Annotated in this window: 12 protein-coding genes and 2 tRNA genes; 8 read left to right on the top strand and 6 right to left on the bottom strand. The window is 56.1% G+C overall.

Going from position 1 to position 13,614, the window contains the following annotated elements; genetic code table 11:
* Positions 1 to 55: 55 nt before the first annotated feature.
* Positions 56 to 484 carry a TipAS antibiotic-recognition domain-containing protein gene (locus ACOYJL_RS03425; protein WP_433568813.1) on the bottom strand — a complete coding sequence of 143 codons (429 nt, stop codon included), beginning with the start codon at positions 482 to 484 and terminating at the stop codon, positions 56 to 58.
* Between the two features lie 163 nt (positions 485 to 647).
* Between ACOYJL_RS03425 and ACOYJL_RS03420 the strand changes: the two genes are divergently transcribed.
* A complete protein-coding gene (locus tag ACOYJL_RS03420) occupies positions 648 to 1,466 on the top strand; it encodes an HAD family hydrolase (RefSeq protein ID WP_433568812.1) in 819 nt (272 codons plus the stop codon).
* A 45-nt stretch (positions 1,467 to 1,511) separates the two neighbouring features.
* Here ACOYJL_RS03420 and ACOYJL_RS03415 read toward each other — a convergent pair whose 3' ends face one another.
* On the bottom strand, positions 1,512 to 2,297 hold the full coding sequence (locus tag ACOYJL_RS03415) for a nitrilase-related carbon-nitrogen hydrolase (protein WP_433568811.1): 786 nt from the start codon (positions 2,295 to 2,297) through the stop codon (positions 1,512 to 1,514).
* Between the two features lie 218 nt (positions 2,298 to 2,515).
* On the opposite strand from ACOYJL_RS03415, the gene ACOYJL_RS03410 reads away from it, so the two are divergent.
* From ACOYJL_RS03410 to ACOYJL_RS03400, 3 genes are all read left to right on the top strand, one after another.
* Positions 2,516 to 3,445 (top strand): MurR/RpiR family transcriptional regulator, encoded by a 930-nt coding sequence (locus tag ACOYJL_RS03410; protein ID WP_433568810.1) that lies wholly within the window; start codon positions 2,516 to 2,518, stop codon positions 3,443 to 3,445.
* A gap of 192 nt (positions 3,446 to 3,637) precedes the next feature.
* Positions 3,638 to 5,584 carry a glucose PTS transporter subunit IIA gene (locus ACOYJL_RS03405; RefSeq protein WP_433568809.1) on the top strand — a complete coding sequence of 649 codons (1,947 nt, stop codon included), beginning with the start codon at positions 3,638 to 3,640 and terminating at the stop codon, positions 5,582 to 5,584.
* Between the two features lie 26 nt (positions 5,585 to 5,610).
* On the top strand, positions 5,611 to 6,720 hold the full coding sequence (locus tag ACOYJL_RS03400; RefSeq protein ID WP_433568808.1) for an alpha/beta hydrolase: 1,110 nt from the start codon (positions 5,611 to 5,613) through the stop codon (positions 6,718 to 6,720).
* A gap of 91 nt (positions 6,721 to 6,811) precedes the next feature.
* Here ACOYJL_RS03400 and ACOYJL_RS03395 read toward each other — a convergent pair whose 3' ends face one another.
* Together ACOYJL_RS03395 and ACOYJL_RS03390 are read right to left on the bottom strand one after the other, a co-directional pair.
* The gene (locus ACOYJL_RS03395) at positions 6,812 to 7,771 is read right to left on the bottom strand and encodes a hypothetical protein (protein WP_433568807.1); all 960 of its coding nucleotides are present in this window, start codon (positions 7,769 to 7,771) and stop codon (positions 6,812 to 6,814) included.
* Between the two features lie 260 nt (positions 7,772 to 8,031).
* A tRNA-Val gene (locus ACOYJL_RS03390) sits at positions 8,032 to 8,106 on the bottom strand.
* 394 nt (positions 8,107 to 8,500) lie between these two features.
* On the opposite strand from ACOYJL_RS03390, the gene ACOYJL_RS03385 reads away from it, so the two are divergent.
* Together ACOYJL_RS03385 and ACOYJL_RS03380 are read left to right on the top strand one after the other, a co-directional pair.
* On the top strand, positions 8,501 to 9,409 hold the full coding sequence (locus ACOYJL_RS03385) for a LysR family transcriptional regulator (protein ID WP_433568806.1): 909 nt from the start codon (positions 8,501 to 8,503) through the stop codon (positions 9,407 to 9,409).
* Between the two features lie 105 nt (positions 9,410 to 9,514).
* Positions 9,515 to 10,621, top strand: coding sequence for an NAD(P)-dependent alcohol dehydrogenase (locus ACOYJL_RS03380; protein WP_433568805.1), 1,107 nt, complete (start codon positions 9,515 to 9,517; stop codon positions 10,619 to 10,621).
* A gap of 303 nt (positions 10,622 to 10,924) precedes the next feature.
* Here the strand turns inward: ACOYJL_RS03380 and ACOYJL_RS03375 are convergent, their stop codons facing one another.
* A complete protein-coding gene (locus ACOYJL_RS03375) occupies positions 10,925 to 11,539 on the bottom strand; it encodes a hypothetical protein (RefSeq protein ID WP_433568804.1) in 615 nt (204 codons plus the stop codon).
* Between the two features lie 12 nt (positions 11,540 to 11,551).
* Positions 11,552 to 12,250, bottom strand: coding sequence for an HXXEE domain-containing protein (locus ACOYJL_RS03370; protein ID WP_433568803.1), 699 nt, complete (start codon positions 12,248 to 12,250; stop codon positions 11,552 to 11,554).
* Positions 12,251 to 12,681: 431 nt separating this feature from the next.
* Here ACOYJL_RS03370 and ACOYJL_RS03365 point away from each other — a divergent pair, with 431 nt between their 5' ends.
* Both ACOYJL_RS03365 and ACOYJL_RS03360 read left to right on the top strand, forming a co-directional pair.
* Positions 12,682 to 13,404 carry a NifB/NifX family molybdenum-iron cluster-binding protein gene (locus ACOYJL_RS03365; protein WP_433568802.1) on the top strand — a complete coding sequence of 241 codons (723 nt, stop codon included), beginning with the start codon at positions 12,682 to 12,684 and terminating at the stop codon, positions 13,402 to 13,404.
* 131 nt (positions 13,405 to 13,535) lie between these two features.
* Positions 13,536 to 13,610: transfer RNA gene (locus ACOYJL_RS03360), tRNA-Val, on the top strand.
* Positions 13,611 to 13,614 lie beyond the last annotated feature (4 nt).

Raw genomic sequence — 13,614 nt, 5'->3', positions numbered from 1 at the left:
AGCAAGCAAATCTGCCGCTTTCCCCTTACCAAAGCATTACCGCGCGGGGCGGGGGCTAGCCTTTCAGCGCCGCTTTGATTGCTTTCACCAGAAACTCAGTTGCGCCCGAGCCGGCACGGCTGTCGTAATACTGAACAAAGCGAGGGGCGGCAAGGTAGCCTTCCGCCAAGCTAACATGCGCTTGCGGCGAATAAAGGCCTTCCGGCCAATAGATGCGCAACCACTTTGCGTGCAGCTCGACAAGCTCTTGGGCTGCGGCGCTTTGCGGATTGCCTTCTGCCATGGCTTGCTTCAGCCGCTCGATGATCTTCTCGCCCAGCGCTTGGGCCTCTTCCCATTGCTGCTCAGAAAGGCCGCGGAGCTTCTCGTTTGCCGCGTCGACCGTCTTGTTGCCCCAACGGCTTCGTGCCTCTTCTCCATAGCGGGCCTCGTTTTCCGCTATGGCGTCGCTCTTTTTCTTCTCGAAGGAACGCTTGCTCGGCATGTGCTTCTCCCTTGAGGGGCGGATTGCTTTCTTGATGGGGCATTCTTTCCGAATTGATTATGGCGAAAACGGTGATTGCGCGGGCGGGACAGCGTTGACGCCTTGGGCGCCACCATGTTGCGCTACGATTCCGCAGGTCAAACAATGCCTGACAGGAGAGCCCATGGACTACCAGCTTATTGCCTTTGATATGGACGGAACGCTTCTGGATGACAAGAAACAGATTTTGCCTGACACGTTGCGTGCGATTCATGAGGCAACTGAGGCGGGGAAGGTCGTTGCCATTGCGTCTGGTCGTAGCCCGCGAATGATTGAGCTTTATCGCGAGCAGCTTCCCGACGTTCGTTATGCCATTTGCATAAGCGGCGCGTCGATTCTGGACTTGCGCGAGGGGCGTCTTCTGATGCAAGAGAGCTTCGACCCCAAGGTGATCTCTAGGCTGCGCGCGGCTTGCGAGGGGGAGGACTATGTTCTTGAGGTCTTCTCGGGCATGGACGCGTACATGCAGAAAGATCAACTTTCTAACCTTGAGCCTTACGGCGTCGGGCAGTTCCGCAAGCTGTACGAAACCGTGTCCGTGCTGGTAGATGACATCGAGGGTTGGGTTACTGAGCATCCTGACGCGATTGCAAAGTACAACGTTCATGCACGTGGCGCCGAGGCGTGCAACCGCATCATTGACGGCGCGGCTGGGCTTCCCGCAACCGTTGCAATCACCGAGGGATGCAGCGCGGAGTTTTCTCCGGCGGGAGTCAGCAAGGGGACGGCGCTCAAGATCTTGTGCGAGCAGCTGGACATTCCCGTCGAGAAGAGCATCGCTGTTGGCGATTCCGGCAACGACGTCGAGATGATTCGTGCCGCCGGCTTGGGAGTTGCCATGGGAAATGCGACGCCGGACGTGCTTGCGGCTGCAAACGTGACCGTTTCCGACAACAACGCCGGCGGTTGCGCCGAGGCAATCCGCAAGTACCTGCTTGGCTAATTTGCGACGGGGTTGGGGCGCAGCTTCTCTGCCCGCGATGCGCCGTCAGTAAAGTTCGGGTCGGCGGTGCACAAAGACAGGCACGTTGCTGCGAATGGTTGCGACTTGGTCCATATCGAGATCGCACGCGAGAAGCTCTTCTCCGCTTCCCGCGGCAGCAAGCACGGTACCGTCCGGAGCGACCACGCGGCTGTTGCCTATGCAGCCGCTGTCGGGACGGCATACTCCCAGCACGAAGGCTTCGTTCTCGATTGCGCGCGCCTTGAGGAGCGTCTCCCACTGGTCAGCTTTGTGTGGACCCGCCACCCAAGCCGCGGGATAGATAAGAAGGTCACAGCCGGCAAGAGCTAGCTGCCGCGCAATCTCAGGAAAGCGCAGCTCATAGCAGGTAGCGATTCCGATCGTGGCGAAGGGCGTCTTGACCGGTGCCGAAGGAGCGTCTCCTGCGCTCAAGCGGTGCGACTCGCGGATGTCGCCCACGTCAAAGAGGTGCGTCTTTCGGTAAGCGAGCCGCCTGGCGCCATCCGGCCCCGTGAGGACCGCCGTGTTGTAAGGGTTGCCATCCGGGCGCGCCTCGTTTAGGTAGTACAGCAGCCACAGCCCGTTGGTCGCAGCAGCTTCATCAATCTTTTTGCAATACGGTCCGTATAGCGGCTCCGGTGGGACGGCGTAGCAGCCCAGCGCAGGGTCCCAGGGCGCCATGAGCCCCTCAGGAAAGCAGAGCAACTTGACTCCCTGCTTTGCCGCTTGCTCTGCAGTTCTTTCAACTAACCCGATGACGTTTCCGTCTGCCGGGTGAGAAACCTGCGCAAGAGCCACCTTGACCTGCATCGCATTGCCTCCCAGCTATTCTCGCCGCCACTACTCTACGCTATCCGTACTGGTTGGCGCGGCTCGGTGGGCGGACATCGCCTGCCTCAGTTGCGGGAAACGTTTTGAAAGGTACAAGCCAATCATATTCGTAAAATGAAAGTTACTTTCATAAACTCCGGATAAAGTCGCCCCTCCTGTATATCATGAAGTGAGAACAGGCCTTTGAGAGGACGATTATGAAGTCGAAGGATACAGGTCCGACAGAAGGCACAGACGGACTGGCTAGAAATATTGACCAGCCTGATTCGGGCGAAGACCTCGTGATGAGGATGCTTTCGCTTGTCGACTCTATGCCAAGCGGAGAGCGAGCTATTGCCGAATGGCTGCTTCGCCATCAGTCAGGGTCCATTGGTCTTTCCCAAGCGGATTTGGCTAAGCTTTGCGGAGTCTCGCCCGCTACTGTTTCTCGCTTCTGCAAACGAGTTGGCGAGAAGGACTACCACACCTTTCAGATGTCTCTCCTCAGAAGCCAGGAGAGACTCCACGGCTCTTCAACTCCGGACGCCGCCGACGCACAGATTTCGGCAGGGGATACTAAAGGTGCCCTTCAGACACTGCTCCAAGGCAAGATTGCTGACATGACCTCAACAATCGACTCATTGCCCATTGATGACCTCGATGCTGTTGTCAAATTGATTTGTAAAGCTCGGGTTCTTGAAATTGCCGCCACTGGCAGGACTCTTCCAGTTGCACTTGATGCTGCCTACAAGTTCGAACGCGTAGGCATTCTGTCTACTACGAGCATGTACTATGAGAAGCTGCTTTCTGCGGCCGCACTCCTGAAGAAAGGCGATGTCCTTCTCGTTATTAGCAGGTCTGGCTGGTCAGGAGTCTTGCAGCAGGTCGTCCATGCTGCGCAGGATCATGGCGCGACTATTGTTACCATCACGGCAAATCGCAACGCTCCCATTTCCCAAAAGTCTGACTACGTTTTTCTTGCCACGGCAAACGATTCCTCTCTTGATGGCAAGACAGGCAATTCTCGTATTACAGAGATGCTTGTGATTGAGGCTATCTACCATTTGGTTTGTATGCGCAAGAGTGACGCAATCAAACATCTTGAGGCTCACGATAAGTACGCCCTTACTCAAGTTGACCTCCCTTAGCGGTCTGAGCATCTGAGCGAATATTGTCGGAATTTACGACATTGATGAAAGTAGCTTTCATTAACTAATTATTTTAAGAATACAACGTTCTCGTTTACCGGTCAGAACGAACCGTTCACGACAATTCATATATACGAAAGTAACTTTCATCCTTATCCTCCAGCCGGCATTTGAGCAACAAGCGGTTGGGGAATGAAAGCGCGCGCCTCCAGCCAGCTCAAGCTCGGCGAGAAGAGGATTGGAGACCTCATGGCGACAAAGAACTACCCGGACCTGGCGAGGAGGATTGTCGAGAAGTTTGGCGGCAAGGAAAATATTTCTTGGCTTAACCACTGCGCGACAAGGCTTCGTATTAATCCTGAGGACAAGTCGAAGGTCGATCTAAAGGGCATCGAGGCGCTCGACGGCGTGCTGGGCGTTGCTGATAACGGCGACGAGATTCAGGTAATCATTGGCCAGTCTGTTGAGCAGCTATATCCCGAAGTGGAGAAGCTTGTTGGCAAGACCTCCGGCACTGATCATGAAGGCGAGAAGAAAAAGAAGACCCTTGGCGAGGCTGCGTCCAGCTTCTTGCTGATGATGGCCGGAATCATGAGCCCCATCATCCCCGCGCTGACTACCGCCGGCTTCATCTCGGTACTTCTCGTGCTTCTGAGGCTTCTGGGAATCGTCCAGCCTACGGACACCACGTACGTCATTCTTAATGGCTTTGCCCAGGCAGCCTTCTACTTCCTGCCCATTTATGTTGCGTATACCTCTGCGCGCAAGTTCGAGACCGAGCCCATTTTGGCAATGCTGCTTGCCGCCGGACTTCTCTATCCCGACTGGGTCAACTTGGTGACGGAGCTGACGAGCGAGGGGCAGACCTTTGCTTCATACTTCGGTATTCCCGTTTACCTTATGACCTACAACGGAGGCGTGATTCAGATTGTGCTTTCCGTCTGGGTCATGTCCAAGGTGGACCACTGGCTCTCTCGCGTGATTCCTGAGGTTGTGCGCTACTTCCTGAAGCCTTTCCTGCTGATCGTGATTATGTCCATCGTGACCCTTGCCCTTACTGGTCCTCTTGGCGGCTTTATCACCAACGCTCTTGCTGCTGGAATTACGTGGCTCAACAACAACATTCCTTGGCTGGCTGTCCCTGCAATCCTCCTGTTCTCGGTTACTGTTGGTCAGCTTGTCGCCGGCTTCCATCTGGCTCTTGTCCCCCTGGCAACTGAGGCTATCCAGACCGTTGGCTACGATACTGTCGTGACTATCTGGTTCTATTGCTTCACTCTTTCTGCTGGCTTTGTTTCTCTCGCTATTGCACTTAAGGCAAAGAACAGCAAGTGCCGTCAGATTGCGTGGCCTGCAGCACTTTCTGGTCTTATTGGCGGCATCTCCGAGCCGACCGTTTACGGTCTTGCTTACAAGATGGTCAAGCCTTACTACGCTCTTGCAATCACCTCTGTTGCTGCTGGTCTTGTAGCTGGCATCCTTGGTCTTAAGTCCTATGGCTACGGCTCTAACTCCATTCCGGGCATGCTGCTATTCCTTGGTCCTAACAACGACGTGCAGAACCTTACGAATGCCCTTATTGTTCTTGCCGTGATGGCGGTGCTTTCGTTCGTGCTGGTCTATGCATTCGGCTTTGATGATTCCGTCTATGGCGAGGACGACGAGGACGCAAAGGCAGACCAGGCCAAGGCAGCTCCCGTGCATCAGAACCTCGATGTGAAGCTTCCTGGCAAGGGTGAGTATGTCGCTCAGGCGAATCTGTCCGACGCCACTTTTGCACAGGGTACGGTTGGTCCTTGCTTCGGAATGAAGCCTGCCAACAACTCGATTAAGGCTCCTGTTTCCGGTACTGTCACAATGATTGCCGCGACAAACCACGCCATCGGAATCACGACAGACGACGGTGCCCAAGTGATGGTGCACATTGGCATTGATTCGGTGAAGCTGAATGGCAAGGGTATCAGGGTCTTCTGCTCGACTGGGCAGCATGTCTCGCAGGGCGATGAGATTGCGAAATACGACAAGATGCTCTTTGACAAGGAAGGCATTGACGACACCGTGGTTGTTGTCCTTCTCAACGCCGATGAGTATGTAGGCGTGAAGAGCGCTCCGGACAAGCCGCTGACTGCAACGGTGTAGTACGGAAAGATTTGCTTGGAGTAATGATGGACGATCAAAGAAAGTACGATAGACGGCTTGTTGACGCGATTCGCAACAAAGAGCACGTTGAGGATGTTGACGGCATGCCTGTCATCATGAAGCCGATTCCCGATCGGGACGAGACTCATGTGCTTGATCCGCGCGTTAGGAAGACCATCGAGCGCAAGGCGGCAATGTTTGCTCGACGTGCAGAAGAGACTCATGGCGCTTACAGCTTGGCAAATGAGCGCTACCGACCGGATAAGGTGACGTACGACCTTACGGAGGGCAAAGTCACTCAGACTGAGCAGCTGATTAGCGTTTCTGGAACTCATAAGATTGACGTTTTCACGTATTGGGCGGAATCCGCGAAGGGCGCCGTGCCCGCCATTGTCTTTCTTCACGGAGGCGGATTTACTGCAGGTAACGAGCGGATTTATCACAATCAGATGCGCTTTCTTGCCGAGCAGAGCGGTGCCGTCGTGGTGTTTCCTGAGTATCGGCTGGCTCCCGAATCCCCGTTCCCGGCTGCGATTGAGGATTGCGTTGCGACGGTGGAATGGACATACAACAATGCCGCCGAGCTGGGCATTGATCCGACAAAGATTATGGTTGCGGGAGATTCTGCCGGAGGAACGCTTACCAACTCGTGCTTGCTGGAAGACAAGAAGGGGATTATCAAGGGTGCGTATTTGATTTTCCCAAGCTGCGACAGCAGCGATTATCTTCGCCAAGATCTTTATCGATGGTCATTTGAAGGCTACCCAATTGATGAAGACGAGCGAGAACTTGCATACGGAAGGATGGACCGAATTAGAAAGCCCAGCGAGGGGGCGACGGCAGAGGGGAGCGAGTACGTCCAAGGAAAGACTACTCTGGACGATCCGTTGGTTAGCGTCGTCTTCGCAACGGACGAGCAGCTAAAGGCTTTCCCTCCCATTACGGTCGCCGTGTCCGAGTACGACTACCTTCGACTTGGCGCGGAGTATTTTGCCAGAAGGCTGTATGGGCTGGGCAAAGAAGTCCGTCTTGTGAGGTATTGCGGCTGCGACCATGGGTTCCTTGATCTCTTTGGAACTGAGCCTCAGGCGGAGGAAGTTTGTCTGGACATGGCTGATCAGGTCGCAAAGATGTAGCGAGATCTCTTGTTGCTACAATGAAGAGCAGGCCAGAGACAATGTCTCTGGCCTGCATGCTATAGATGGGCAGAGTGTGGTCGCAAGGAGACTATTCCATCAAATAGGACCATGTGTCGTTCACGGCGTCGTACTTGTAGATGAAGCCGTCGTTTGCAACGGCGTAGCGGTCTGCTGTCACCCAGTGGTCCGTGTGATCCTCGCCGAGAGCGAAGACGTAGCAGTCTGTCTCGATGCCTTCGCACAAGACGGTCTCGTGGCCTTCGTATTCGAGCGAGCTGCCTGCTTCAAGAGCATCGGCGACTTCGGTGGTACCGCGCAGTGCGGTCTCGGCGTCATCGGCGGAGGCTGGACCGGCTCCGTTATAGTTCTCTCCGTACACGGTTGCGTTCAAGGCGCAGTCGGCGCCGTTGCCGTCGGTTGTCAGGAGGGAGCCATCCTTCCCGCTGTAGAAGGGCATGTAGTCCTCGACGGTCGTGCCGTCGGGACCTTCCATGGTCACGACTACGCCGGTGATCACGTCGCCCACCATGCAGCGCAGGATGATGGGGTCGCCCTTCTCGCTGGCGTAGAGCTCGTCGCCCTTCTCTAGTTCGCCAGACGAGCTGATGCTTGCCGCATGGACGGAGACGCTTGTCTTCGCGTTTGCGGGCACGAGGCAAAAGACGTTGCTTGCGCCGTCGGGGGAGACCACGATGTGCTCCGCGTCGATGTCCTTGATAAACGGATAGGTCTCAAGCGAGAGCTGGTCAGTATCGTAAGGCGTGGCGCTGTCGGTGGCTGCGTCGCTCATGCCGAGGTCGATGATTGCGAAGACCTTTCCGGCGTCGGCGGTGCTTTTTCGAAGGGCGGAGAGGCTCTCATCCTCTGTCGGAGTGGCGGTTTCGGTCTGCTCCGTCTTGTCCATGTCCGGCTTGTTCGCGGTGTCCGAGCTAGTGGATTCCGTGGTCGTCGAGCCGTTGTTCGTGCTCCCGTTGTTTGTGGGCGACGAGCAAGCGGCAAGCGTGATGGCCAGAGGTAACGACAAGAGAAACGCAAGCGTCCGTTTCATGGTGGCCTCCTTGTTTGGCGCCTTCCGCGGATGTGCGGCGAACCGCGACCTCACTATCAGGTTAGAGGTTGTAGTGCGGACGCAAGCGCCCCTTGGGCAATCAGATAGATGAAAGGCGCGTTGCCGCAGGTCAAACGGTATGTTGACGCGATGTTGATAGTCTTGGCTGCTTCTTTGGAGGCGCGATTGCTTGCGAAAAATCCCGGCATTTGCCCAATAAAAAAGCAGGCCAGAGACATCGCCTCTGACCTGCGTGCTTTTGGTGGGCGTTAGAAGATTTGAACTTCTGACCTCTTCCGTGTCAGGGAAGCGCTCTTCCCCTGAGCTAAACGCCCGAATATGTACTGCTGGGGTTGCAGCAGAAGTTATATTACGCGAAAGTCATCGTCTGATGCAAGAAGAATTACAAAAGTTTTTTGGCTTCACAGGAATTGCCCTTCAGACATTACTTTCCCGCCAACTTTCCGCCATACATGGCAGAGTACGAGTCAGGCCTGAAATCGGCGTTTCCAGCCTCATCCTTGCGGAAAATCGGGATGTCTGTGAACTGGTCGGCAAGCGAAAGGTCTAAAGTTCCCGACTGCGATATTGGTTACATCTTTCAAGGCTGCGCCCCCGTCTTTGCGCTACGCTTCACGTTAGACGCAAGTTTTGCACCATTAATCAACCAATTGGTTGTTTAATGGTGTCGAGAGAATCACGGACAGGTAACGTCGGAGGAAAGAGTTCATGAACCAGAGGCAACTGTCGTATTTCATCACGACCATGCGGTGTGGAAGCATGAAAGACGCTGCCCATGAGCTGGGCATTTCTCCGCAAGGTCTCAGCAAGACCATCATTGCTCTTGAGGAGGAAGTGGGTCATCCGCTTTTTGAACGGACGCGGCACGGTCTTGAACCGACGGCGTATGCCGAGCGTCTGCGTCCACACGCTGTGGCAGTGCTACGCGCTTACGACAGCCTTGACAGGAACTTCTCGCGCGCTGCCAGCGGCAAGGAGATGTTGGACGTCGTGGCTACGTATGGCTTCATTTGCACGCTGCCGCCGTCGTTTTTCCGGCAGTTCTCGGAAATGAACCCCAACGTTCAATTGAACTTGGTAGAGATGACTGACTACCCCGCCGTCGAGCGTCTTCGTCGTGGCGACTCGGAGATTGGCGTGCTTCCCTCTCCTTTGGACACCGCCATCTTCCACGGAGAGCCGCTCTTTACCGCCAGGCATTGCTGCATCATCAATCAATCAAATCCTTTGTCACAGAAAGAGGAGATTGAGTACTCTGACCTGGCAGGTCAGCCTCTGGCACTTAAAGGCCGCACGTACATCATGTACAACGGCAACATCAATCGCTTTCTCTCGCACGGGACAGAGCCCACCATTTACATGGAGACCTCAAGTGACGAGCTGATCGCCGACCTTGCCGAGGACAACCAAGCGATTGGCATCTCGCTTGACTATATGGCCGAGAGAACAGCGCGGCCGCACACCGTGGCACGACGTTTTGCCGACCCCGAATGCTGCCGCACGCTCTACTTTGCTTATCCGCTGGGGATGCGTCTCTCTCCTCCGGCAGAGGCATTCAGACGGCAGCTTCTTGAACTGTTCAAGGATGGTCTGCCTGATAGTTCAAGCACAAAGTGAATCAACCAAATAGTTGTTCTTCTCGCTTCTCAGAACATATAATCATGGAGCGCATTGTCTTGTGTGGCGCAAGGCATCAAGGATGAGCCACGGAAAGGGGTCTCCATGAAGATTCAGGCTATGGTCGTGCACGAGAAGAATGGTCCTTACCTGCTTGAGGACGTCGAGCTGGACGAGCCCAAGGCGGGCGAGGTCCTGATTCGCAACGTGGCCTCCGGCATCTGCCACACCGACGAGTTCGGCCGCTCCCAAGGCGTGCCCATTCCGCTGCCGCTGGTGCTTGGCCACGAGGGCGCAGGCATCGTCGAGAAGGTTGGCCCTGGCGTCGAGGACCTGAAGCCGGGCGACCACGTGGGCGTCACGTACGCTTTTGATGGCACCTGCCCCGCCTGCCGCGCCGGCGAGCCTTACTATTGCGACAACTTCAACCAGATCAACTTCGGTGGCGTTGCGGCAACCGACGGAACCACCCGACTGCACCAGAACGGCAAAGACGTCTCGATGTTCTTTGGCCAGTCCAGCTTTGCCACGTACTCCGTGGCGGCAGACGCCAGCGTCTACAAGGTGGATGACGACGTTGACCTGGGCATTGTCGCTCCGCTTGGCTGTGGCGTGCAGACCGGCGCCGGCGCTATGCTCAACGTCGCGCACGTGGACGAGACCAGCCAGGTTGCCGTCTTTGGTTGCGGCGCCGTGGGCATGTCCGCCATCATGGGCGCTGCCGTTGCCGGCGCAAAGACCATCATTGCCGTTGGCGGCAACCCCAAGAGCCTTGAGCTGGCACGCGAGCTTGGCGCAACTCACACCGTCAACCGCAAGGAAGTCGAAGACGTTCCCGCCGAGATCTTGCGCATCACGGGACGCGGCTGCGATGCCACGATCGACACCTCGGGCAACCAGCACATGATGGTGAACGCCATCCGCTCCCTTAAGTATCACGGCACCTTCCTGCCCGTGGCCGCCGCCGGCGTGATCGACAAGTTCGATATGGGCAACGACGTCATGATGCCGATGCGCACCGTCAAGGGCACCTGCGAGGGTGAGTCCAACCCCAAGACCTTCGTGCCGCAGCTGGTGAGCTGGTACAAGGAGGGCAAGTTCCCCGTTGACCGCATCCTTTCGTTCTACGACTTCAAGGACATCGACCAGGCTCTTGCCGACAGTCACGATGGCAAGATCATCAAGGCAGTCCTGAGGATCTCCCAGCAGTAGCGCAAGACTTGCATTGACATGCAAAGCGGGCCGGGCATTCGCCCGGCCCGCTTTTTTGTGCCGAGGTGGCTGTGTGCGAGAGCAAAGCCCCTACCTGCGGCGATGGAGGTTATGCGCGCCAACCTGAAAGACCCCGACAAGCGAGCGGTATCCCCAACCAGCGGGTTTCCGGAGGCTTTGGCCTCCATGCCGCCGACCCGAGTGCGCATAACCTCCACGACAAGGGGTCAAAAGGGCTTGGTCGTGGAGGTTATGCGCACTCGGGTTCGGGGCACTCGCCAAAAATGCCCGAAAAGGAGCCGCCTATAGCAGCGAGCAAAGCGTCACAACATGATTTCTGACCAAAAGGATTGCGGTAAGAAGGAAGCAGACCGTCGCCAAGGCAAGAGCCACGTAGCCGTTAACGTTCGCGACCTTGCAGGACTCCAAGATATGAAAGACGCAGCACAAGGCAGCTGCAACCGAAAGGATAGTTCCCGCAGCTAGCGATGCCTGAATGACAATCGCCGCGACAAGCATCAGCAAAGCTGGAACGACAAGCCAAGAGCAGGCAAGGCCGAACGACCCCGCATTCCTTCCCTCGACGCTCAACTTGCGGCCCCGCAGCTTAGCTGCCACAAGAAGAAAGACCATCGCGAACGCCGTCATAAGCAGCCCATAGAGAAACTGCATCCAAAGCGGAGTCGACTGCTTGCAAACTACCTCGGCAACCTTTGCCTCCGCATCCACCGCCGAGTAGCCAAGCACCGTCTGCAAGACCCACTTCGAAAGCGCTTGGAACGACGTCGCTTGAAACAATGCATCCGCCACGGCAGACAGAACAATCGTGATAGCAGCGCCGACCTTTCCAAACCGCTCGTTCGAAAGGGGATCTTTCAGCAGCTTCTTCAGGGCACCGCCCCTAGAATTCTTGCTCATGTTTCCGCTCTCCTACTCCCCCGGCATTGCTCCGGTTTCGCCATCAATGAACTGCTCGTACCAGCCTGCGTTATCGAAGACGTAAGGCGTGTTTTCGCTCTTGAGCGTGGACTCGGGGAACGTGATCAGAAGGAAGCTCAAAGCCGCGAGGATGACGGCCCCACCCAACACGTCCTTCCACGCGATGCCGGTCCCAACGAAATAAATGATGTAAGCCACGCCGAGCGGAAGCCAGCAGACAAGAGCCGTTACAAGACCGGGGCCGTAGAATCCGGTGTAGACGCCAGCGTCGTAGAAATCTTGCATGGATTGACCCGCGCCAAGAAGATGAATTGCCACCTCGGCGAAGCTGAAGAACATGACAGCAAAACTCATCTTGCGACCATATTTGTCCAGCTCAACTAGGACAAACCAAATGACCGCTCCGCCAAAGTTGGTGATCATATCGGTAAGCTCGTTCATGGGATAGCGGTCGCGAAGACCGGGCGCCGACGCGATGTTATAGAAGTAATGGAAGCCTCCCGGAATGACCCACTCTTCCCAAACATGGAAGGTCAGCACAATCACCGTGAGCGCCCCCAGTTTGCGAAGGCTGCTCCAAGAATCGCCCTTCTGGCGAGCGACCACCATCTGGACCACCAGAGTGACGCTCATCGCAATCATTACGTACATCCATCCCCAGCTGACAAACCAAGCCCATGCCGCATCCATTCCGAGCCCCCTACCTGATGGTCGCTTACATTTCGAAACATTTGTAGCTATTTCTATGTAGCACCATGGCTGTTTCGCTACAATGGTTTCGCAATGCAACGCTACAGGCGGACGAATGTTGTAGCGAAATAGCCTCTCCTACCTGCGGCGATGGAGGTTATGCGCGCCAACCTGAAAGAGTCCGACAAGCGGGCAGGGACTTGACCAGCAGGTTTCCGAAGGCTTCGACCTTCATGCCTCCGACCCGAGCGCGCATAACCTCCACGACAAGGGGTCAAAAGGGCTTGGTCATGGAGGTTATGCGCACCCCCATCCGGGGCACCTGCCAAAAATCCGCCACTTGCTGGAATATGTCAGAAATTCCTTGCCAATCTTGGCTTCCGTGCTATCCTTTTTTTCGACATATGTCACTAATGGTATTGGAGCATGCGATGGCGGGAAGGCCGGAAAAGGTCCGCACAATAGGTATGGTGCCTGAGTTCGTAGGGTTCTCGCCCGAGGGGGTAGCTGCGCCGGATTCCGATGCGCTCGTCCTCACGCAAGACGAGCTCGAGGTGATTCGCTTGGTTGACCTTGAGGGGCTTGACCAGGCAGAGGCCGCGTCGCGCATGGGCATTGCCCGAGCAACCGTAGCAGGCATCTGCCAGCGAGCGCATCGGACGATAGCCGACGCGCTGGTAAACGGCAGGCGCCTTGAGGTAGCAGGCGGCAACGTGCGCTACGCTCCCGCAAAAATCCCTGACCCCGTCGCATGGCCAATGCGCAGAAAGGAAACTGACGTGAGAATTGCAGCAACGTACGACAATGGAGAGATCTTCCCGCACTTTGGGCGCACCGAGCAATTCAAGATTTACGACGTCGAGGATGGTAAGGTCGTATCGTCGCAGGTAGTTGGCTCAAATGGCGTTGGTCATGGTGCCTTGGCAGGACTCCTTGCCTCTGGCGGCGTCGACGTCCTGATTTGCGGCGGCATCGGCGGCGGCGCCATCAACGCGCTCTCCCAGGCAGGCATCCAAGTGTATGCCGGCGCTTCCGGAAGCACTGACGCGGCGGTTGAAGCGCTTCTCTCCGGCAACCTTCCTCAAGTGGGAGACGCAACATGCGGCGGACACGGAGATGCCGGCTGCGGTCATCACGACGGCTGCTGCCATTAAGAAAATCCGACCAGAAAAATCCCCCTCACTCGTGAGTAGCTAGTGAAGAAGGAAAGAGTTTCTTTTTCTGGTTGAAATCAGAGGGTCAGTCCCCTATAGTATTCCCGCGTCGCGCGAGCGACACCTATTTTGGGCGTTTAGCTCAGGGGGAGAGCGCTTCCCTGACACGGAAGAGGTCAGAAGTTCAAATCTTCTAACGCCCACCATAAA

This window comes from Tractidigestivibacter sp. (genome assembly GCF_050946515.1).
Taxonomy (GTDB): Bacteria; Actinomycetota; Coriobacteriia; order Coriobacteriales; family Atopobiaceae; genus Tractidigestivibacter.
This window is presented reverse-complemented; position numbering and strand designations above follow the sequence as displayed.